Below are 19,063 nucleotides of genomic sequence, written 5' to 3'. Positions count from 1 at the left end.
GCAAGGCGCGCAGGTATGGCCACTGCGCTGTACCTCTCCCTGAACGTGGTCGCATAATGGCCACAGCGCCGAACTTTCGGCACGGCTTTGACTCCGAGCACCATGTCCAGAAAAACCACCACCACCGTCCTGTCCACGCTGGCCATCGCTGCGGCGCTGGGCATCGGTGCCTTTGTCTACCAGGGCACGGGGCAGGCGGCCGCACCGGAAAGCCGCTTTGTGCTGCTCAACGGCAGCACCCAGACAACGGCAGACATGAAGGGCAAGGTCACCCTGGTGAACTTCTGGGCCACCAGCTGCACCACCTGCGTGGCGGAAATGCCCGAGATCATCAAGACCTACGACAAGTACAAGGACCGGGGCTACGACACCATGGCCGTGGCCATGCATTACGACCCACCCAGCTATGTCGTCAACTTTGCCGAATCGCGCAAGCTGCCCTTCAAGGTTGCGATCGACAACACCGGCCAGATTGCCAAGGACTGGGGCGATATCCAGCTGACCCCGACCACCTTTGTCGTGAACAAGCAGGGCCAGGTGGTCAAACGCTATGTGGGCGCTCCCAATTTTGATGAGCTGCACAAGCTGATCGACAAACTGCTGGCCGAGACCTGAGTCTTTGCAACACCCCACCAAGAAAACCGCCCTCGATGGGCGGTTTTTCGATGGCGCCTGCCAGGACGCGGGCGCTACACTGCGCATTCCTTTACTAAGCGCCGCCGCTGTGGACAGACCTGAGATAACGTTCCTGCACCCCACCACACCGGAAGAGCTTGCGGTGACCCGCGAGATCTTTCGGGAATATGCCCAGTCACTGGATATTGATCTGGGCTTCCAGGGTTTTGAGGAAGAGCTGGCCGACTTGCCCGGCGAATATGGCGATCCGCGCGGCGACCTGGTGCTGGCGCTGGTGGAAGGCTCCGTCGCCGGCTGCTGCGCGCTGCGGCCCATGGACGATGTGGACTACAGCAATGCCTGCGAGATGAAGCGCCTTTATGTGCGCAAGGCCTTCCGGGGCTTTGGCCTGGGCCGCCAGCTGGTGGACTACACGATGGCCAGCGCCATCCGCCTGGGCTATGACTGCATCCTGCTCGACACCCTGGACAGCATGGAATCGGCCCGCGCGCTGTATGCCGATTTCGGCTTTGAAGAGATTCCGCCCTACTACCACAACCCCGTTGCCGGCACGCATTACCTCAAGGCAGACGTCCACCCCTGACGGCGGTGCTGCGCACCGCAAGGCATGCCGCCCGGCCACAAAAAAGCACGCCTAGGCGTGCTTTGTGCATTCCAGCCAGGCGCGGCAACGCCTTGCAGCGCCGCAGCAGCCTAGTGTGGCCTTAGGCCTGCTTGGCTTGGGCCAGAATGGTGTCGGCATCGCTGACCGTGAACTGGCCAGGCGCTTCCACATTCAGCTGCACCACCTTGCCATCCTTGACCAGCATGGAGTAGCGGTTGCTGCGCAGGCCCAGGCCCTTGCCGTTCAGATCCAGGGTCAGGCCGGTGGCCTTGGCAAAGGCGGCATCGCCGTCACCAATCATGCGCACCTTGCCTTCGGTGTGCTGGTCCTTGCCCCAGGCACCCATCACAAAGGCGTCATTGACCGCCAGGCACCAGATTTCGTCCACGCCAGCGGCCTTGAAGGCTTCTGCCTTTTCCACGTAGCCAGGCAGGTGCTTGGCCGAGCAGGTGGGCGTGAATGCGCCGGGCACGGCAAACAAAGCAATGGTCTTGCCAGCAGCTTCCTTGCTCACATCAAAGGCGTTGGGGCCCAGGCTGCAGCCATTGCCTTCGACCGCCACAAACTCGCTCAGGGTTGCAGAGGGAAGCGAATCGCCAACTTTGATCATGGAGTACTCCTTGTAAATTGCCTATCAGGCAGTGATTCCGCTGGCCGATAGGCCAAAACGGGCATAAAAAAACGACCCACAGATTGTGGGTCGTTTTTGAAGTTACGTTGGTGCAAGTCGCAAAAGACTTAAACCAGAGCAGCCTTTTGCACCAAGCGGGTAGCAACCCAGTTCTTGGTCTTGGAGAGCGGACGGCTCTCGGTGATCTCGATGGTATCGCCCGTGTTGTACTCGCCCTTTTCGTCGTGGGCGTGGTACTTGCTGGACTTGATCATGATCTTGTCGTAGATGGGGTGCTTCACGCGACGTTCTACCAGAACGGTCACGGTCTTTTCACGCTTATCGCTGACCACCTTGCCAATCAAGGTGCGCTTGAGGGATTTTTTAGCTTCCGTCATGTCGGCTCCTATTACTTGGCGGCTTGCTTTTCAGCAAGAATGGTCTTGGCACGTGCCACATCACGGCGGGTAGCCTTGATGGTAGCGGTGTTGCCCAGTTGTTGCGTTGCCTTTTGCATGCGCAGACCAAAGTGAGCCTTTTGCAAGGACTTGATCTCGGCTTCCAGGCCAGCAACGTCTTTTTGGCGCAGTTCAGCAGCTTTCGTCATATCGATTTCTCCTGAATTTAAGCGCCAAGCTGACGGGTAACGAACGTGGTGCGCAGCGGCAGCTTGGCAGCAGCCAGGCGGAACGCTTCGCGGGCCAGTTCTTCGGGCACGCCAACGATTTCGAACACCATCTTACCGGGCTGAATTTCAGCCACGTAGTACTCTGGGTTGCCCTTACCGTTACCCATACGGACTTCGGCTGGCTTGGTCGAGATTGGCTTGTCAGGGAACACGCGGATCCAGATGCGGCCGCCACGCTTCACGTGACGGGAGATTGCACGACGTGCAGCCTCGATCTGGCGGGCCGTCAGGCGGCCACGGTCCGTGCATTTCAGGCCGAAATCACCGAACGCTACCGTGTTGCCACGGGTAGCGATACCAGTGTTGCGACCCTTTTGCTCCTTGCGGTATTTGCGGCGAGCAGGTTGCAGCATAGTTATTCTCCTTTACCGTCCGCTGCTGTAGCGGGCGCGTCAGTCTTGCGAACGCGCTTAACGGAATCAGCACCAGCGCCGGCGGGCTTGTCGCTACCGTCTGCAGGAGCCGTGTTACCACCAGCGGGGCGACGAGGGCCACGCGATGGACGATCGCCATTGCGGTTGTCACGACGAGGACCACGTGGACGACGCTCTTCTTCAGGACGTGGCGTTTCTGCGGCTGGCAGATCGTTACGACCCAGAGTGTCACCCTTGTAGACCCACACCTTCACGCCGATCACACCGTAGGTGGTCTTGGCTTCGGAGGTGCCGTAATCGATGTCGGCGCGCAGGGTGTGCAGTGGCACACGACCTTCGCGGTACCACTCGGTACGTGCGATTTCGATACCGTTCAGACGGCCCGACGACATGATCTTGATACCTTGAGCGCCCAGACGCATCGCGTTCTGCATCGCACGCTTCATGGCGCGACGGAACTGGATACGCTTTTCGAGCTGCTGGGTGATCGAGTCAGCAATCAGCTGGGCATCGATTTCAGGCTTGCGCACTTCTTCGATGTTCACAGCGACTGGCACGCCCAGGCGAGCAGCGAGTTCCTTCTTCAAGGCCTCGATGTCTTCACCCTTCTTGCCGATCACCACACCAGGACGAGCCGAGTAAATGGTGATACGGGCGTTCTTGGCAGGACGCTCGATCAGAACGCGTGCCACGGCAGCGTTCTTCAGCTTCTCTTTCAGGTACTCACGAACCTTGATGTCTTCGGCCAGCATGCCGGCGAAATCACGGTTGCTTGCGTACCAGCGGCTAGACCAGTTACGGCTGACCGCCAGACGGAAGCCGGTAGGATGGATTTTTTGTCCCATGTTCTTCCTTTAGGCCTCAGTTACCCACGGTCACATAAATGTGGCAGGTAGGCTTGCTGATGCGGTTGCCGCGGCCCTTGGCGCGAGCGGTAAAACGCTTGAGCGTGGTGCCTTGCTCGACGAAGATGGTCTTGACCTTCAATTCGTCGATGTCAGCGCCGTCATTGTGCTCAGCGTTGGCGATAGCGGACTCCAGAACCTTCTTGACGATCACAGCAGCTTTTTTCTGCGTGAATTCGAGAATGTTCAGAGCTTGGTCAACCTTCTTGCCGCGAATCAGATCCGCAACCAGACGGCCTTTGTCAACCGACAGGCGAACGCCGCGGAGGACTGCACGTGTTTCAGACATGGTCTACTCCTTATCGTTTCGCTTTTTTATCAGCGGGGTGACCCTTGAAGGTGCGCGTCAGGGCGAATTCGCCCAGCTTGTGGCCCACCATCTGGTCGGTTACATATACCGGTACGTGTTGCTTGCCGTTGTGCACGGCGATGGTCAGACCGATGAAATCGGGCAGAACCATGGAGCGACGCGACCAGGTCTTCACTGGCTTCTTGTCCTTGGTGGCGATGGCCTTTTCGACCTTTGCCAGCAAGTGATGGTCAACAAACGGACCCTTTTTAAGAGAACGAGTCATTTGCTACCCCTTACTTCTTACGGCGCGACACGATCATGGTCTGTGTGCGCTTGTTGTTACGGGTACGGTAGCCCTTCGTCAGATTGCCCCATGGGTCAACTGCGTGACGGCCTTCACCGGTCTTGCCTTCACCACCACCGTGTGGGTGATCGACAGGGTTCATCACCACACCGCGAACGGTAGGACGAATACCCATCCAACGCTTGACACCAGCCTTGCCCAGTTGGCGCAGGCTGTGTTCTTCGTTGGCGACTTCACCGATGGTTGCACGGCATTCGATATGGATCTTGCGAACTTCGCCCGAACGCATACGCACTTGGGCGTAGACGCCTTCGCGAGCCAGCAGGGTAGCCGAGGTACCAGCGGAACGGGCGATTTGTGCGCCAGCGCCGATCTTCAGCTCGATGCAGTGAATGGTCGAACCCACAGGGATGTTGCGGATCGGCAGGGTGTTACCCACGCGGATCGGTGCTTCAGAGCCACTGATGATGGTTGCGCCCACTTCCAGGTTACGCGGAGCGATCACATAACGACGCTCACCGTCTGCGTAGCACACCAGAGCGATGTGAGCGGTACGGTTTGGATCGTATTCAATACGCTCAACCTTGGCGGGGATACCGTCCTTGGTGCGCTTGAAGTCCACCACACGGTAGTGGTGCTTGTGACCACCGCCCTTGTGACGGGTAGTGATGTGACCGTTGTTGTTGCGGCCTGCCTTTTGGAACTGAGGTTCCAGCAGAGGAGCGAAACCTTCGCCCTTGTGCAGATGGCCACGGGTCACCTTCACCACATGGCGTTGGCCGGGCGAAGTTGGTTTGAGCTTAATAACAGCCATGATTACGCAGCCTCCCCAGAGAGGTTCAGCTCTTGACCTGGCTTGAGCAGCACATAAGCCTTGCGAACGTTATCGCGGCGGCCAATGGTCTTGCCAAAGCGCTTGGTCTTGCCCTTGGTGTTCACCACAGACACGCCCTTCACTTCGACCTTGAACAGCAGCTCAACAGCGGCCTTGATCTCGGGCTTGGTGGCGTTCTGCAGCACCTTGAATGTCACAGCGTTGGACTTTTCAGCAACCAGCGTGGCCTTTTCGGACACGATAGGAGCAACCAGCACTTGCATCAGACGACCTTCGTCGAACTTGCGTTCGGCGGGAGTAGGGTTCACACGGCTCATGCGAACATCTCCTTGAGTTTGTCGAGAGCGCCCTTGGTAACGAGCACTTTCTTGAATTGCACCAGCGACACTGGATCAGCGTAACGTGGCTCAACCACGAACACATTCTTCAGATTGCGCGAAGCGAGGTACAGGTTTTCGTCCACTTCGTCGGCGATCACCATCACCGAGTCCAGGTTCATGGACTTGAACTTGTCAGCCAGTACCTTGGTCTTGGGCGAATCAACCGTCAGCGAATCAACCACAGCCAGGCGGCCTTCACGGGCCAGCTGCGAGAAGATGGATGCCATACCGGCACGGTACATCTTCTTGTTGATCTTCTGCGTGAAGTTTTCATCAGGCAGATTCGGGAAGATGCGACCGCCGCCACGCCACAGAGGCGAAGACGACATACCAGCACGTGCACGGCCAGTACCCTTTTGTTTGAAAGGCTTGGCGGTGGTGTGACGGACTTGTTCGCGGTCCTTTTGAGCGCGTGTGCCTTGACGGCCGTTGGCGCGGTAAGCAACGATGATCTGGTGAATCAGGTCTTCATTGAAATCGCGACCAAACACGGTCTCAGGAGCGTCCACTTGGGAGGCTGCCTTACCTTGTTCGTTCAGGAGTTCGAGCTTCATTAGTTCGCTCCTTTAGCAGCTGCCTTGACAGCAGGACGCACGGTCACGAAGCCATTCTTCGAACCGGGGATTGCGCCCTTGATCAGCAGCAGTTGACGGGCTTCGTCGATGCGAACCACGTCGAGATTCTGGGTAGTCACGGTCTCATCGCCCATGTGACCGGTCATGCGCTTACCGGGGAACACGCGACCTGGGTCTTGTGCCATACCGATCGAGCCGGGAACATTGTGCGAACGGCTGTTACCGTGAGAAGCACGTTGCGACTTGAAGTTGTGACGCTTGATGGTACCGGCGTAGCCCTTACCGATCGAGGTACCTTGCACGTCGACCTTTTGGCCCACTGCGAAGATCTCGGTCACTGGCAAGGATGCACCTGCGGCGTACTTGCCGGCGGTGTCAGCTTCAACGCGGAATTCCTGGGTGATTTCACCAGCTTCCACGCCTGCCTTGGCCAGGTGGCCAGCGGCTGGCTTGGTCACGCGCGAAGCGCGGCGTTGACCAAAGGTGACCTGCAGGGCCACGTAGCCGTCGTTCTCTTGGGTTTTAACCTGGGTCACGCGGTTGTTAGACACATCCACCACGGTGACAGGCACTGCATCGCCGTCATCCGTGAACAGGCGCATCATGCCTACCTTACGGCCCAGCAACCCGAGGGAGTTGCTTTGACTCATTTGTTGCTCCAAAACTTCCGCCACCGAAACTGCAATTGGCTCGGTGTTGCCCTTGGGTTTGACGCCATCGGCACGAAAGAAGGTTAATAAAAACTTCGTCTCTTACCACCAAAATGCGAGGCAAATTGGATGTATAGATCACGAAGCCATAAATTCTAACGCGAACTTCCCAAATAGGCAAGTTCGCGTCAGAAAGGACAAGCAGCCACACCCGGAGGTGTGGCTTTAAGGCCTTATTGCAGTTTGATTTCGACGTCCACGCCGGCAGCCAGGTCCAGCTTCATCAGCGCGTCAACGGTCTTGTCGGTAGGATCGACAATGTCCATCAGGCGTTGGTGGGTGCGGATTTCCAACTGGTCACGCGAAGTCTTGTTCACGTGGGGCGAACGCAGAATGTCGAAACGCTTCATGCGGGTTGGCAGGGGCACTGGACCCTTGACAATCGCGCCGGTGCGCTTGGCGGTTTCAACGATTTCAGCAGCGGACTGGTCGATCAACTTGTAATCGAAAGCCTTCAGGCGGATGCGGATTTTTTGCTTGGACATGGTTAATTCCCAGTTGTTCTAAGAATTAAGCAATGATCTTGGCAACCACGCCAGCGCCCACGGTACGGCCGCCTTCGCGAATAGCGAAACGCAGACCTTCTTCCATAGCGATGGGGTTGATCAGCTTGACGGTGATCGACACGTTGTCGCCAGGCATAACCATTTCCTTGTCAGCTGGCAGCTCGATGGCGCCGGTCACGTCCGTGGTACGGAAGTAGAACTGAGGACGGTAGTTGTTGAAGAATGGGGTGTGGCGGCCGCCTTCGTCCTTGCTCAGCACATACACTTCAGCGGTGAAGTGGGTGTGTGGCTTGATCGAGTTAGGCTTGCACAGCACTTGGCCACGCTCCACGTCTTCACGCTTGGTGCCGCGCAGCAGCAGGCCAACGTTGTCACCAGCTTGACCTTGGTCCAGCAGCTTGCGGAACATTTCCACGCCGGTAACGGTGGTCTTGACGGTGTCCTTGATACCGACGATTTCGATTTCTTCGCCGACCTTGATGATACCGCGCTCGATACGGCCGGTCACCACGGTACCACGACCGGAGATGGAGAACACGTCTTCCACGGGCATCAGGAAAGCACCGTCCACAGCGCGCTCTGGCGTTGGGATGTAGGTGTCCAGAGCTTCAGCCAGACGCAGGATTGCGGGCTCACCCTTGTCGGATTGGTCGCCTTCCAGAGCCAGCTTAGCCGAGCCGCGGATGATGGGGGTGTCGTCACCTGGGAAATCGTACTTATCCAGCAGTTCGCGGACTTCCATTTCCACCAGCTCCAGCAGCTCTTCGTCATCAACCATGTCGCACTTGTTCAGGAACACGATGATGTAAGGCACGCCCACCTGGCGAGCCAGCAGGATGTGTTCACGGGTCTGGGGCATGGGGCCGTCAGCAGCCGAGCAAACCAGAATAGCGCCGTCCATCTGAGCAGCGCCGGTGATCATGTTCTTCACATAGTCGGCGTGGCCAGGGCAGTCCACGTGAGCGTAGTGGCGGTTAGCCGTTTCGTACTCAACGTGTGCGGTATTGATGGTAATGCCGCGAGCCTTTTCTTCAGGAGCAGCGTCGATTTCGTCGTACTTCTTGGCTTCGCCGCCGAACTTGGCAGACAGCACGGTTGCGATAGCAGCCGTCAGCGTGGTCTTGCCGTGGTCCACGTGACCAATGGTGCCCACGTTCACGTGCGGCTTGGTGCGCTCGAATTTTCCTTTTGCCATGAGAATTCTCCAAATAAAGAGCAAAACCTGTGTTGGGTTTAACGTCTACACCGAATTGCTGGGTCGCTTCGCACAGGAAACAAAGCGGCACCCGGTCGTAGACAAAAAGCGATCCGCACCTGGCAAGCCAGGTGCGGGCGCATATTTTAGGCCTTTGCGCGGGAAGCGACAATAGCCTCGGCCACGTTGCGTGGAGCTTCAGCGTAGTGCTTGAACTCCATCGTGTACGTAGCGCGGCCTTGCGTTTGCGAACGCAGCGACGTTGCGTAGCCGAACATTTCGGACAGTGGCACTTCTGCCTTGATGGCCTTGCCGCCACCAACCATGTCGTCCATGCCCTGCACCATACCGCGGCGGGAAGACAAGTCACCCATCACGGTACCGGCGTAGTCTTCAGGCGTTTCCACTTCCACGGCCATCATTGGCTCGAGGATCACGGGGCTGGCCTTGCGAGCAGCTTCCTTGAAACCGAAGATAGCGGCCATCTTGAACGCCATTTCGTTCGAGTCCACGTCGTGGTACGAACCGAAGGTCAGCGTCACTTTGACGTCCACCACAGGGTAGCCAGCCAGCACGCCGGAGGTCAGCGCTTCGATCACGCCCTTTTCCACCGCAGGGATGTATTCGCGAGGAACCACACCGCCCTTGATAGCGTCGACGAACTCGAAGCCCTTGCCTGGCTCTTGCGGCTCAACCGTGAACACCACGTGACCGTACTGGCCCTTACCGCCGGACTGACGAACGAACTTGCCGTCCACGTCCACAACCTTTTGGCGAATCGTTTCGCGGTAGGCCACTTGGGGCTTGCCCACGTTGGCTTCCACGTTGAATTCACGCTTCATGCGGTCAACGATAATTTCCAGGTGTAGCTCGCCCATACCGGCGATGATGGTCTGACCCGATTCTTCGTCGGAGCGCACGCGGAACGATGGATCTTCTGCAGCCAGACGCGACAGAGCGATACCCATCTTTTCCTGGTCGGCCTTCGACTTGGGTTCCACAGCCTGTGCAATCACGGGCTCTGGGAACACCATGCGTTCCAGCACGATAGGCGAAGCCACGTCGCACAGGGTTTCACCGGTGGTCACGTCCTTCAGGCCCACGCAAGCAGCGATGTCACCGGCGCGGATTTCGTCCACTTCGATACGGTCGTTCGCCATCATCTGCACGATACGGCCGATACGCTCTTTCTTGCCCTTGACCGAGTTGTACACGGTGTCGCCCTTGGACAGAACGCCGGAGTACACACGCACGAAGGTCAACTGGCCCACGAACGGGTCGGTCATCAGCTTGAATGCCAGAGCGGAGAACTTTTCGCCGTCGTCCGCCTTGCGGGTCAGCTTCTTTTCTTCGTCTTCTGGATCGGTACCAGCAACGTCAGGGATGTCCACTGGCGAAGGCAGGTAGTCGATCACGGCGTCCAGCATGCGCTGCACACCCTTGTTCTTGAACGCGGTGCCGCACAGCATTGGCTGGATTTCGGTCGACAGCGTGCGGGCGCGGATACCGGCCTTCACGTCTTCTTCAGACAAGGTACCTTCTTCCAGGTACTTGTTCATCAGGTCTTCCGAAGCTTCGGCTGCCGATTCCACCAGGTTTTCGCGCCACTTGTTGGCGGTTTCCAGCAGTTCAGCAGGGATGTCTTCGTATTCGAACTTCATGCCCTGGGACGCTTCGTCCCAGATGATGGCCTTCATCTTGACCAGATCAACCACGCCCTTGAAGTTGTCTTCAGCGCCGATTGGGATCACCACGGGCACAGGGTTGGCCTTCAGGCGCAGCTTCATCTGGTCGTAGACCTTGTAGAAGTTGGCACCGGTACGGTCCATCTTGTTCACAAAGGCCAGACGTGGCACCTTGTACTTGTTGGCTTGACGCCACACGGTTTCGGACTGGGGCTGCACGCCACCCACAGCGCAGTACACCATGCAAGCACCGTCGAGCACGCGCATGGAACGTTCCACTTCAATCGTGAAGTCCACGTGGCCGGGGGTGTCGATGATGTTGAAGCGGTGTTCTGGGTAGGACATGTCCATACCCTTCCAGAAGCAGGTCACTGCAGCGGAAGTGATGGTAATGCCACGCTCTTGCTCTTGCTCCATCCAGTCGGTGGTAGCAGCGCCGTCGTGCACTTCACCCAGCTTGTGGGTCACGCCGGTGTAAAACAGGATACGTTCGGTCGTGGTGGTTTTACCTGCGTCGATGTGCGCAGAAATACCGATATTGCGGTAGCGCTCGATGGGGGTCTTGCGAGCCATGGTTGATCCTTTGTTGATCAGTAAGTGTGGAGGCGATGCGGACTGGCGGATTGCGCAGGCATCAGCCTACGATGTGAGGGCAGTCTCAATCCGAGCAAGGCCGCAGGCAAAAATTGTTGCATGCGGCCTTTGCAATATCGAGACAGATCTCGCGCAGCTTAGAAGCGGAAGTGGCTGAATGCCTTGTTGGCTTCGGCCATACGGTGCACTTCGTCACGACGCTTCATCGCGCCGCCACGGCCTTCCGTAGCTTCCAGCAGTTCGTTGGCCAGGCGTTGAGCCATGGACTTTTCACCGCGCTTGCGAGCAGCTTCCTTGATCCAACGCATGGACAGAGCCAGACGACGGACAGGACGCACTTCAACTGGCACCTGGTAGTTGGCACCGCCAACACGGCGGGACTTCACTTCGACCATAGGCTTGACGTTGTTGATGGCAACAACGAAAGCTTCCAGCGGGTCTTTATCAGGGTGCTTCTTCTCGATCAGTTCCAGAGCGCCGTAAATGATGCGCTCAGCAACTGCCTTCTTGCCGCCTTCCATGATCACGTTCATGAATTTGGACAGCTCTACATTGCCGAACTTTGGATCCGGCAGAATTTCACGTTTGGGGACTTCGCGACGACGTGGCATTTCTTTACCTCTATCTTTGCTTCAGTTGGCATCTTTTCAGACACCGCGAGAGCCAATCAAGGACTCCCACTTACTCGACCCACACAAAACACTTGCGCTTGGGGTCACTACGCTGAATCTCGCGCCACGCGGGACACAGCACCTTTGTATTCGTTCAAAAAACCAGGGCTTACTTAGCCTTAGGCTTCTTGGCACCGTACTTCGAACGGGACTGCTTACGGTCCTTGACGCCTTGCAGGTCAAGCGAACCGCGCACGATGTGGTAACGCACACCTGGCAAGTCCTTCACACGACCACCGCGCACCAGCACAACGCTGTGCTCTTGCAGGTTGTGGCCTTCACCGCCGATGTACGAAATGACTTCGAAACCGTTGGTCAGACGAACCTTGGCCACCTTACGCAAAGCCGAGTTAGGCTTCTTAGGCGTCGTGGTGTACACACGGGTGCACACGCCGCGGCGCTGGGGGCAGTTTTCCATAGCAGGGCTCTTGGATTTAACAACTTCTACCGTGCGGCCCTGACGCACGAGTTGGTTAATGGTTGGCATTAATAAACGTCCCTAAACGTGAAATTACCGTGAACTTACCGTGATTTGCTGCCAGCCCCTTGCCTGAAAGACAAAGACGGCAGCCCCTTCGGAAATTCCGAAAAGCCCTCTAATGTACCACCTGACTCCAAATTGAGCAAATGGTTTGCACGCATGCCCGCCGCGTCGCGTTCTGCGCCCGGGTGCTTTTCCATGGAGAAGCCCGAGCCATCTAGCCGGGTCGCTCTCATTTTTGCGAGCCTAGAAACCACAAAGCGTGCCAGGGGCACGCTTTGCAGGGGGAGGAACGGGGCGTCCGCCGGGCCTTAACGGCCCTGCATCAGCACCGCTTTACTTGATCCACAGACGGATGGCATCCCAGGCGCGGCCGAAGATGCCGGCTTCTGCCACATCATCCAGCGCCACCAGTGGCACCTCGGCCACGGCCTGGCCGCCTGCCATCACCTTCAGCGTGCCCAGCTTCTGGCCCTTGGTGAAAGGCGCAATCAGCGGCTCCTGGCTCACCACCTGGGTTTCGAGCTTGCCGCCGGTGCCCGCTGGCACATTCACGACGATGGGGGTGACGCTACCGATCTTGACGGTGTCCTGCGCGCCCTTCCAGGCCTTGGGGGTGGCCACGGCCTGGCCGCCGTCAAACAGCTTGACGGTATCGAAAGCGGTATAGCCCCAGTTCAAAAGCTTCTGGCTTTCGTTGGCGCGGTCCTTGTCGCTGGCAGCACCCAGCAGGATGGAGATCAGGCGGCGCTCGCCGGCATTGGGCACCTGACGCTTGGCGGTGGACACCAGGCAGTAGCCTGCGGCATTGGTGTGGCCGGTCTTCAGGCCATCGACCGTCGGGTCGCGGAACAACAAAGTATTACGATTGGTGCCGTTCGACTTGGGCGTGCCGGGGTAGAACCACTGCTTGGTCGAGTAATAGTGCATGTACTCGGGGAAGTCCTTGATCAGGCGGTTGGCCAGAATGCTCAGGTCCTTGGCCGTCGTCGTGTGGCCGGGTTCGGTCAGGCCCTCGGGGTTCTTGTAGGCCGTGTTGGTCATGCCCAGCGCCTTGGCCTGCTCGTTCATCAGGCGCACAAAGTTCTCGGCGGTGCCACCCACGGCTTCGGCCAGCGCCATCGTCGCGTCGTTGCCGGACTGCACGATCATGCCGTGCAGCAGGTCATCCACCTTCACCTGCATCTTCGGGTCGATGAACATGCGCGAGCCGGGCATCTTCCAGGCGCGCTCGCTCACCGGCATGGTCTGCTCCAGGCTGATCTTCTTGTTGCGCAGCGCATCGAACACCACATAACCCGTCATCAGCTTGGTCAGCGATGCCTGCTCGACCGGCGCATCCACATCCTTGGCGGCCAGGATCTGGCCCGTGGTCACGTCAAACAGCAGGTAGTTGCGCGCCGCGATCTCGGGCGGCTGGGGCGCGGCCAATTGTGCAAAGACCAGGGTGGGCACCAGCAGCGCTGCTGCAGCCCAGTTACGCAGGGTGGGCATCAAGCTCGATTTCATGTCGTCCAACTCTTAGAAACAAGTGCCTGCAGCGCATGATTGCTGGCCGCAGGATATCAAAAACAATAGCAATACTACACCGCCATCACAAGGCGGGGGCAAGCAGGTGGCGCGTGACCAAGCCTTTGAGAAGCGGTAATTGTCCGTGGAAAAAATGCCCGCCTCCTGGCACAACCGTAACCGGTAGTATCTGAGGCCGTGCCCAGTCCATCACCGCCGACAGCGGCACCGTGTCATCGGCTTCGCCATGCACCACCAGGGTGCGCTCATGGGCTTCGGGCGGCAGGGTCGCTACGGTAAAGCGCGATGCCGCCGTGCCCACGAACACCGCCTTGTCGATCTGGCGCTTGGGCCAAAGTTCCGCCAAGGCATGGCTCATCACAAAGGAGCCGAAAGAGAAGCCCGCCAGGGCCAGATTCCCTTCGGGCGCCAGCTGCTCGACGACCGCCAGAAAATCATCGCGCTCGCCCCGGCCTTCGTCATAGCTGCCTGCCGATTGGCCGACACCGCGAAAGTTGAAGCGCAGCGCCGTCCAGCCGCTGGCCACAAAGGCGCGCGCCAGGGTCTGCACGACCTTGTTGTCCATGGTGCCGGCAAACAGCGGATGGGGATGGGCAATGATGGCGATGCCGCGCTGTGCGCCATCGGGGCTGGCCGCCAGATCGCGGGCCACTTCCAGAATGCCGGTGGGCCCGTTGATGGTGAAACGTTCGGTTTGCGCGTTCATGCTGCGGTCTGCTCCATGGCGGGCCAGCCACCGCCTGCAGCGGCCGTGGCGCCCTGTGTCTATGCGGAAAAATCAGTGGTGGGAGAAGGGAGCGCGCTCAGCGGCCCACGTCGGGCGGGGTCAGCAGGCGCTCGACCACCTTGCCGTTCTTCAGATGCGACTCGACGATCTCGTCGATGTCGTCATTGTCGATATAGGTGTACCAGACGCCTTCGGGGTAGACCGCCATGATGGGGCCGCCTGCGCAGCGGTCCAGGCAGCCGGCCTTGTTGACCCGCACTTTGCCCGGTCCGCTCAAGCCCTCGGCTTTGACGCGGGCCTTGCAGTGGTCAAACATGTCCTTGGCGCCATGGTGGGCACAGCTGTCTTCGCCGTTGACGCGGTCATTCAGGCAGAAGAACACGTGGTGCTGGTAGTACTGGCCGTCGTTGCCAGGTTTTTGCTCGCTCATGCCAAGCTCTCTTCGAATGCGATCCCCCATTGTGGCAGCTTGGCGCCCGCCTGGGGCCCTGGGGCCGCAATACCGCCCCAGCCTACTGCGTTTAGGCCTGTTCCGGCGGCGGGTTGGCGGCCGCGCGCTGGCTCAGCCGTTGGCGGCGGCGCGCCACCACCACGGCAGGCAGCCGGCCCAGGCGCAGCAGCACATAGGCAATCACCGCAAACGGCCACAGCCAGCTGAGCCACTGGCCCAGGCCAAAAAAGCGGATGAAGCGGCCCTGCTCCCAGGACTGCAGGGCATCGGCGTAATAAGGGTTGGGCGGCGACTGGTTGAGCAGGTTGACGTCGATCATCAGCCCCATCAGCAGCAGCAGCACGCAGTAGCGGCGTGGCAGGCCTACCTGCAGCAGCGCCAGCGACACCGCCAGCGCAATGCCCAGGCGCGTGGGCTGGTCCAGCCAATCCCAGGCATAGGCCGGCCCGTAGCTCAGCGAGGACGACAGCGCCGAGACTGCAATACCGCTCAGCACCACCAGCGCCACCATGCCCATGCGCCGCGTCACGCTGCCCATCACGCTGAAGGCCAGCCAGCAGGGAATCAGCAGACCCAGCAGCACAGCCGTCAGCTGCCCGATGGGTGACAGCGGCTCGGTGGCCTGCATGAAGTTGGGCATCCAGTGCTCGAAGGCCGAGTTCTCCAGGATGTCCACCAGCCACATCTCCAGCCGGTCAAACACCTGGCCCAGGCCAAAGGGCTGGGCAGCCGGGAAGAGCAGCGCCAGTGGCCACAGCATCAGCAGCACGATGGCACCACGCGCATCGGCATCGAACCAGCGCCCCCGCACATCGCGCCAGCGCCGCAAAATGCCCAGCCAGGCCAGCAAAGGCACGGCCAGCGCGCCCAGCAAGGTGCCGATGCTGTTGAGCAGCCAGTCCATATTGCTGGAGACGCGCAGCGGCAGAAAGATCTGCAGGAACTCCATCGACAGCGACAGCAGACTGCCCACGCACAAGGCCCAGAACCAGCCCGTCCTGACCCAGCCATGGCGCCACCAACCCAGGCTCAGCAGCAAGCCCAGCGGCGCATAGCCCGCCACATTGATCCAGACATCGAACCAGGTCCAGTACGGCGGCGGAATGCGCGCCAGCAAAAACTCGGCCGGCGAAATGCCCTGGGTGCGCCAGCCCGTGAAGGGAAAGAGGCTGGCAAAGACGATCAGCGCCACATACACCGGCACCAGCGGCCAGGCAATGGTGCGGTGCTCGCCGGCCGGGGCAGGCTCTTGCAGGGTGTGGAGTGCGGGGCTGCTGTCAGGCATGGTGCATGGGCCCTGGTGCGCAGATCGTTGTGCGTTGAGAGTACCGAAGTGTGCGCGGTTTAAAAGGGTTTGACCACCACCAGCACCACGATGATGACCATGGCCACCACTGGCACCTCATTGAACCAGCGGTACCAGACATGCGAATGCCGGTCCGTGCCATTGGCCATCTTGCGCAGCAGCACCGCGCAGGCATGGTGGTAGCCAATGACCAGCAGCACAAAGAACAGCTTGGCATGCAGCCAGCCCCCTGCCCCGCGCCACCAGCCCAGCCACAGCCACAGGCCCAGGCCCAGCGCCAGCACCGCAATCATCGTCATGAAGCGCAAGAGCTTGCGCGCCATCAGCAGCAGGCGCTCGCGCTCGGCCTGCGAGTCGGCCGGCACCATGGCCAGGTTCACAAAGATCCGGGGCAGGTAAAACAGGCCCGCAAACCAGCTGGCCACAAACACGATATGAAAGGCTTTGATCCACAGCATAAGCATGCGCCACAGTGTAGTGGCTGGCACGATGGCCCAGCGCTGGACCCCGGCTTAAAACCGGCCTGGGCCTGCTCTCGCGCTCCGCCTTGATCTGGCGCAAGCAAGCGCCCGCCCGGCCACCAAACCTCCATGCCCAACGCAGTCTCTCGGGGCCGCCCTCTGCAGCCTGCCCTTGATCTGGCGCACAATCGCTGCATGCATCTGTCCAGCCCCACCCCCTTTCCCCACAACCGTCCGCGCCGTCTGCGCCGCGACGCCTTCACCCGCAACCTGGTCCGCGAGAACGTGCTCACCCCGCACGACTTCATCTACCCGGTCTTTGTGCATGAAGGACAAGGCAAGCGCGAGCCGGTGCTGTCCATGCCCGGCGTGGACCGCCTGAGCCTGGATCTGTTGCTGCCGGTGGCCGAGCAGTGCGTGGCACTGGGCATTCCGGTGATGGCGCTGTTCCCGCAGATCGACACGGCGCTGAAGACGCCTGACGGCAAGGAAGCGCTCAACCCCGATGGCCTGATCCCCCGCGTGGTGCGCGCGCTGAAAAAGGAATTCCCCCAGCTGGGCGTGATGACCGACGTGGCGCTCGACCCCTACACCAGCCACGGCCAGGACGGCCTGCTCGACGAGACTGGCTACATCCTCAATGACGAGACCGTCGAGATCCTCGTGGGCCAGGCGCTCAACCATGCCGAGGCCGGTGTCGACATCGTCGCCCCCAGCGACATGATGGACGGCCGCATTGGCGCCATCCGCGAGGCCTTTGAATCCCAGGGCCACATCTACACCCGCATCATGGCCTACAGCGCCAAGTACGCCAGCGCCTTCTACGGCCCCTTCCGCGATGCGGTGGGCACACGCGGCGCGCTGGGCAAGGCCGACAAGAATGTCTACCAGATGGACCCAGCCAACACCGACGAGGCACTGCGCGAAGTGGCGCAGGACCTGGCCGAAGGCGCCGACATGGTGATGGTCAAGCCCGGCATGCCCTACCTGGATGTGGTGCGCCGCGTCAAGGACGAGTTCAAGGTGCCTACCTTTGCCTACCAGGTCAGCGGCGAATACGCGATGCTCAAGGCCGCCGCGCAAAACGGCTGGCTGGACCATGACCAGGTGATGATGGAATCGCTGCTGGCCTTCAAGCGGGCTGGCGCCGATGGCATCCTGACCTATTTCTCGCTGGACGCCGCACGCTGGCTCAAAGAGAAAAACTGATAGCAAAAATACCAGGACGGGCTTGCACAGGCCCGTTTTTTTTGCCATGCTGCGCCTGAACCGATCGAGGAATTCCGGTGAGTACACCCAGCAGCATCCGCATCTTTCACATCATCGGCAACGAGGCCACCGAGCTGGCCGCCGTGCCCTACACGCTCCCCGACAAAGGCTTTCTGTGGCTGGCCTGCACCCGCGGCTATTTCAGCGAGCAGCTGGGCAGCCTGCAGCTGGCACTGCAAAAGCTCAGCGGCGCACCCCTGGTGGAGCTGCATGTCTCCGACCTGCTCAATGCCCAGCTCCCCTCCCACTACGACTACACCTCGCAGTACGACCTGCTGGTGATACGCCGCCTGGCCAGCACGCCATCGCAGGCCGGCAGCGCCGCACTGGCAGCAGCGCGGCGCAACGCCGCCGCCAAACCCCTCAATGAGGCGCCGCGCATCAGCACCACGCCGGTCGGCTTTGCCGCCTGGGAGCGGGTGCTGCTGTCGGTACACCCCGAGGACTGCACCGTGCGCGATGCCTATGCCCGGCGTCTGCTGCAGTTTGCCAAGACCGGCGCGCCCCCACCGCAGGACGCTAGCGCCCCCGACCTGGGCCAGATATCGGATGCCACGCAAGAGCGCCTGGCGCGCGAGGACAAGGCCTTCCGCAACCGGGGCAACAGCCCCACGCCGGGCGGCCTGCAGCCCATTCGCCTGCCACTGTCCCCGGCCGATCTGATGATGCGCGTGGTCAACATCATTGTGGACAACTACCTGGACCTGCGCCGCGAGCTGTCGCGCCACCTGGACCAGTGGCAAAGCGCGCTGCTGTCGCCACGCAAGCGCATTGCCAACTGGCAGGCGCTGCTGGAAGCCCGGTTGTCCCTGCACCAGCTCGACGAGATCTGCGAAGACCAGCGCGCCGCCGTGCAGGACTGGGTCGATGCGCTGGAGACCTGGCCCCAGCCCGAGGCGCCCAGTGCCCAGCGCGAGCTGGAAGCGCTCAAGGTGCGCAGCCGCGATGTGCTCGAACATATCGAGCGCGTGGTACACCATGTGCGCCGGCTGGAGCAAAGCACCGAGACCGCCGTGCAAATGCACTTTTCGGTGCAGAGCAACCGCGCCAACGACATCATGCGCACGCTCACCACCATCACTGCCATCTTTCTGCCGCTCAACCTGATTGCCGCGATCTTTGGCATGAACTTCGAGTTCATCCCCCTCATCCACAAGGAAGACGGCTTCTGGTGGGCCATGGGTGTCATGGCGTTCATCACCGTCGCGCTGATCGGCTTTTTCTCGTACAAGCGCTACCTGACCCGCACGGGCAGATAGCGCTTACACGGCCCA

General features: G+C 60.1%; 25 protein-coding genes. 4 read left to right on the top strand and 21 right to left on the bottom strand.

What is annotated here, in order from left to right:
• Positions 1–102 precede the first annotated feature (102 nt).
• The gene (locus EDF71_RS16450) at positions 103–615 is read left to right on the top strand and encodes a TlpA disulfide reductase family protein (RefSeq protein WP_133857641.1); all 513 of its coding nucleotides are present in this window, start codon (positions 103–105) and stop codon (positions 613–615) included.
• Between the two features lie 109 nt (positions 616–724).
• Positions 725–1,219, top strand: a complete 495-nt coding sequence (locus EDF71_RS16445; protein WP_133857661.1) for a GNAT family N-acetyltransferase — start codon at positions 725–727, stop codon at positions 1,217–1,219.
• Between the two features lie 121 nt (positions 1,220–1,340).
• Here EDF71_RS16445 and EDF71_RS16440 read toward each other — a convergent pair whose 3' ends face one another.
• From EDF71_RS16440 to EDF71_RS16340, 21 genes are all read right to left on the bottom strand, one after another.
• Positions 1,341–1,850 carry a peroxiredoxin gene (locus EDF71_RS16440; protein WP_133857640.1) on the bottom strand — a complete coding sequence of 170 codons (510 nt, stop codon included), beginning with the start codon at positions 1,848–1,850 and terminating at the stop codon, positions 1,341–1,343.
• A gap of 128 nt (positions 1,851–1,978) precedes the next feature.
• Positions 1,979–2,248, bottom strand: coding sequence for a 30S ribosomal protein S17 (rpsQ, locus tag EDF71_RS16435; protein WP_021025601.1), 270 nt, complete (start codon positions 2,246–2,248; stop codon positions 1,979–1,981).
• Positions 2,249–2,259: 11 nt separating this feature from the next.
• A complete protein-coding gene (gene rpmC / locus EDF71_RS16430) occupies positions 2,260–2,457 on the bottom strand; it encodes a 50S ribosomal protein L29 (protein WP_021025600.1) in 198 nt (65 codons plus the stop codon).
• A gap of 17 nt (positions 2,458–2,474) precedes the next feature.
• Positions 2,475–2,891 (bottom strand): 50S ribosomal protein L16, encoded by a 417-nt coding sequence (gene rplP, locus EDF71_RS16425; RefSeq protein ID WP_021025599.1) that lies wholly within the window; start codon positions 2,889–2,891, stop codon positions 2,475–2,477.
• Positions 2,892–2,893: 2 nt separating this feature from the next.
• Positions 2,894–3,757 carry a 30S ribosomal protein S3 gene (rpsC, locus tag EDF71_RS16420; protein ID WP_021025598.1) on the bottom strand — a complete coding sequence of 288 codons (864 nt, stop codon included), beginning with the start codon at positions 3,755–3,757 and terminating at the stop codon, positions 2,894–2,896.
• A 16-nt stretch (positions 3,758–3,773) separates the two neighbouring features.
• Positions 3,774–4,106: a 50S ribosomal protein L22 gene (gene rplV, locus EDF71_RS16415; RefSeq protein ID WP_021025597.1), complete on the bottom strand. Its 333-nt coding sequence runs from the start codon at positions 4,104–4,106 to the stop codon at positions 3,774–3,776.
• 10 nt (positions 4,107–4,116) lie between these two features.
• Positions 4,117–4,392 (bottom strand): 30S ribosomal protein S19, encoded by a 276-nt coding sequence (gene rpsS / locus EDF71_RS16410; RefSeq protein WP_027010580.1) that lies wholly within the window; start codon positions 4,390–4,392, stop codon positions 4,117–4,119.
• 10 nt (positions 4,393–4,402) lie between these two features.
• On the bottom strand, positions 4,403–5,227 hold the full coding sequence (gene rplB / locus EDF71_RS16405) for a 50S ribosomal protein L2 (RefSeq protein ID WP_021025595.1): 825 nt from the start codon (positions 5,225–5,227) through the stop codon (positions 4,403–4,405).
• A gap of 2 nt (positions 5,228–5,229) precedes the next feature.
• Positions 5,230–5,565, bottom strand: coding sequence for a 50S ribosomal protein L23 (gene rplW / locus EDF71_RS16400; protein ID WP_021025594.1), 336 nt, complete (start codon positions 5,563–5,565; stop codon positions 5,230–5,232).
• The gene (gene rplD / locus EDF71_RS16395) at positions 5,562–6,182 is read right to left on the bottom strand and encodes a 50S ribosomal protein L4 (protein ID WP_021025593.1); all 621 of its coding nucleotides are present in this window, start codon (positions 6,180–6,182) and stop codon (positions 5,562–5,564) included. The genes rplW and rplD overlap by 4 nt, the downstream gene beginning before the upstream one ends.
• Positions 6,182–6,853 carry a 50S ribosomal protein L3 gene (gene rplC, locus EDF71_RS16390; protein WP_021025592.1) on the bottom strand — a complete coding sequence of 224 codons (672 nt, stop codon included), beginning with the start codon at positions 6,851–6,853 and terminating at the stop codon, positions 6,182–6,184. The genes rplD and rplC overlap by 1 nt, the downstream gene beginning before the upstream one ends.
• Positions 6,854–7,086: 233 nt before the next feature.
• Positions 7,087–7,398, bottom strand: a complete 312-nt coding sequence (gene rpsJ / locus EDF71_RS16385) for a 30S ribosomal protein S10 (RefSeq protein ID WP_021025591.1) — start codon at positions 7,396–7,398, stop codon at positions 7,087–7,089.
• 25 nt (positions 7,399–7,423) lie between these two features.
• Positions 7,424–8,614 carry an elongation factor Tu gene (gene tuf, locus EDF71_RS16380; RefSeq protein ID WP_116926819.1) on the bottom strand — a complete coding sequence of 397 codons (1,191 nt, stop codon included), beginning with the start codon at positions 8,612–8,614 and terminating at the stop codon, positions 7,424–7,426.
• A gap of 146 nt (positions 8,615–8,760) precedes the next feature.
• Positions 8,761–10,872 carry an elongation factor G gene (fusA, locus tag EDF71_RS16375; RefSeq protein ID WP_133857639.1) on the bottom strand — a complete coding sequence of 704 codons (2,112 nt, stop codon included), beginning with the start codon at positions 10,870–10,872 and terminating at the stop codon, positions 8,761–8,763.
• Positions 10,873–11,030: 158 nt separating this feature from the next.
• Positions 11,031–11,504, bottom strand: a complete 474-nt coding sequence (rpsG, locus tag EDF71_RS16370; protein ID WP_021026534.1) for a 30S ribosomal protein S7 — start codon at positions 11,502–11,504, stop codon at positions 11,031–11,033.
• A gap of 169 nt (positions 11,505–11,673) precedes the next feature.
• Positions 11,674–12,051: a 30S ribosomal protein S12 gene (rpsL, locus tag EDF71_RS16365; protein WP_012202325.1), complete on the bottom strand. Its 378-nt coding sequence runs from the start codon at positions 12,049–12,051 to the stop codon at positions 11,674–11,676.
• Positions 12,052–12,381: 330 nt separating this feature from the next.
• Positions 12,382–13,539: a D-alanyl-D-alanine carboxypeptidase family protein gene (locus EDF71_RS16360; protein ID WP_243854337.1), complete on the bottom strand. Its 1,158-nt coding sequence runs from the start codon at positions 13,537–13,539 to the stop codon at positions 12,382–12,384.
• A gap of 100 nt (positions 13,540–13,639) precedes the next feature.
• Positions 13,640–14,281 carry an alpha/beta fold hydrolase gene (locus tag EDF71_RS16355; RefSeq protein WP_133857637.1) on the bottom strand — a complete coding sequence of 214 codons (642 nt, stop codon included), beginning with the start codon at positions 14,279–14,281 and terminating at the stop codon, positions 13,640–13,642.
• A gap of 97 nt (positions 14,282–14,378) precedes the next feature.
• The gene (locus tag EDF71_RS16350; protein WP_021026531.1) at positions 14,379–14,732 is read right to left on the bottom strand and encodes an NAD(P)H-dependent oxidoreductase subunit E; all 354 of its coding nucleotides are present in this window, start codon (positions 14,730–14,732) and stop codon (positions 14,379–14,381) included.
• Between the two features lie 91 nt (positions 14,733–14,823).
• On the bottom strand, positions 14,824–16,038 hold the full coding sequence (locus EDF71_RS16345; protein WP_133857636.1) for a VanZ family protein: 1,215 nt from the start codon (positions 16,036–16,038) through the stop codon (positions 14,824–14,826).
• A gap of 59 nt (positions 16,039–16,097) precedes the next feature.
• Positions 16,098–16,517 carry a CopD family protein gene (locus EDF71_RS16340; protein ID WP_133857635.1) on the bottom strand — a complete coding sequence of 140 codons (420 nt, stop codon included), beginning with the start codon at positions 16,515–16,517 and terminating at the stop codon, positions 16,098–16,100.
• 198 nt (positions 16,518–16,715) lie between these two features.
• Between EDF71_RS16340 and hemB the strand changes: the two genes are divergently transcribed.
• Together hemB and EDF71_RS16330 are read left to right on the top strand one after the other, a co-directional pair.
• A complete protein-coding gene (hemB, locus tag EDF71_RS16335) occupies positions 16,716–17,729 on the top strand; it encodes a porphobilinogen synthase (RefSeq protein ID WP_133857634.1) in 1,014 nt (337 codons plus the stop codon).
• A gap of 77 nt (positions 17,730–17,806) precedes the next feature.
• Complete coding sequence (locus EDF71_RS16330) at positions 17,807–19,048, top strand: magnesium transporter CorA family protein (protein WP_243854333.1); 1,242 nt, start codon at positions 17,807–17,809, stop codon at positions 19,046–19,048.
• Positions 19,049–19,063: the final 15 nt, after the last annotated feature.

Source organism: Comamonas sp. JUb58 (genome assembly GCF_004364775.1).
Lineage (GTDB): Bacteria > Pseudomonadota > Gammaproteobacteria > Burkholderiales > Burkholderiaceae_C > Comamonas.
The sequence above is the reverse complement of the archived record's forward strand: the minus strand, read 5'-3'. Positions and strand labels throughout refer to the sequence as shown.

What these genes read in the sequence shown, in the direction of transcription:
- rpmC (WP_021025600.1), bottom strand. Translation starts at nt 2,457, where the DNA reads ATGACGAAAGCTGCTGAACTGCGCCAAAAAGACGTTGCTGGCCTGGAA.
- tuf (WP_116926819.1), bottom strand. Translation starts at nt 8,614, where the DNA reads ATGGCAAAAGGAAAATTCGAGCGCACCAAGCCGCACGTGAACGTGGGC.
- EDF71_RS16345 (WP_133857636.1), bottom strand. Translation starts at nt 16,038, where the DNA reads ATGCCTGACAGCAGCCCCGCACTCCACACCCTGCAAGAGCCTGCCCCG.
- rpsG (WP_021026534.1), bottom strand. Translation starts at nt 11,504, where the DNA reads ATGCCACGTCGTCGCGAAGTCCCCAAACGTGAAATTCTGCCGGATCCA.
- EDF71_RS16340 (WP_133857635.1), bottom strand. Translation starts at nt 16,517, where the DNA reads ATGCTGTGGATCAAAGCCTTTCATATCGTGTTTGTGGCCAGCTGGTTT.
- hemB (WP_133857634.1), top strand. Translation starts at nt 16,716, where the DNA reads ATGCATCTGTCCAGCCCCACCCCCTTTCCCCACAACCGTCCGCGCCGT.
- rplB (WP_021025595.1), bottom strand. Translation starts at nt 5,227, where the DNA reads ATGGCTGTTATTAAGCTCAAACCAACTTCGCCCGGCCAACGCCATGTG.
- fusA (WP_133857639.1), bottom strand. Translation starts at nt 10,872, where the DNA reads ATGGCTCGCAAGACCCCCATCGAGCGCTACCGCAATATCGGTATTTCT.
- rplC (WP_021025592.1), bottom strand. Translation starts at nt 6,853, where the DNA reads ATGAGTCAAAGCAACTCCCTCGGGTTGCTGGGCCGTAAGGTAGGCATG.
- EDF71_RS16440 (WP_133857640.1), bottom strand. Translation starts at nt 1,850, where the DNA reads ATGATCAAAGTTGGCGATTCGCTTCCCTCTGCAACCCTGAGCGAGTTT.
- rplW (WP_021025594.1), bottom strand. Translation starts at nt 5,565, where the DNA reads ATGAGCCGTGTGAACCCTACTCCCGCCGAACGCAAGTTCGACGAAGGT.
- rpsS (WP_027010580.1), bottom strand. Translation starts at nt 4,392, where the DNA reads ATGACTCGTTCTCTTAAAAAGGGTCCGTTTGTTGACCATCACTTGCTG.
- rplP (WP_021025599.1), bottom strand. Translation starts at nt 2,891, where the DNA reads ATGCTGCAACCTGCTCGCCGCAAATACCGCAAGGAGCAAAAGGGTCGC.
- rplD (WP_021025593.1), bottom strand. Translation starts at nt 6,182, where the DNA reads ATGAAGCTCGAACTCCTGAACGAACAAGGTAAGGCAGCCTCCCAAGTG.
- rpsQ (WP_021025601.1), bottom strand. Translation starts at nt 2,248, where the DNA reads ATGACGGAAGCTAAAAAATCCCTCAAGCGCACCTTGATTGGCAAGGTG.
- rpsL (WP_012202325.1), bottom strand. Translation starts at nt 12,051, where the DNA reads ATGCCAACCATTAACCAACTCGTGCGTCAGGGCCGCACGGTAGAAGTT.
- rpsC (WP_021025598.1), bottom strand. Translation starts at nt 3,757, where the DNA reads ATGGGACAAAAAATCCATCCTACCGGCTTCCGTCTGGCGGTCAGCCGT.
- EDF71_RS16350 (WP_021026531.1), bottom strand. Translation starts at nt 14,732, where the DNA reads ATGAGCGAGCAAAAACCTGGCAACGACGGCCAGTACTACCAGCACCAC.
- EDF71_RS16355 (WP_133857637.1), bottom strand. Translation starts at nt 14,281, where the DNA reads ATGAACGCGCAAACCGAACGTTTCACCATCAACGGGCCCACCGGCATT.
- rplV (WP_021025597.1), bottom strand. Translation starts at nt 4,106, where the DNA reads ATGTCTGAAACACGTGCAGTCCTCCGCGGCGTTCGCCTGTCGGTTGAC.
- rpsJ (WP_021025591.1), bottom strand. Translation starts at nt 7,398, where the DNA reads ATGTCCAAGCAAAAAATCCGCATCCGCCTGAAGGCTTTCGATTACAAG.
- EDF71_RS16360 (WP_243854337.1), bottom strand. Translation starts at nt 13,539, where the DNA reads ATGCCCACCCTGCGTAACTGGGCTGCAGCAGCGCTGCTGGTGCCCACC.
- EDF71_RS16450 (WP_133857641.1), top strand. Translation starts at nt 103, where the DNA reads ATGTCCAGAAAAACCACCACCACCGTCCTGTCCACGCTGGCCATCGCT.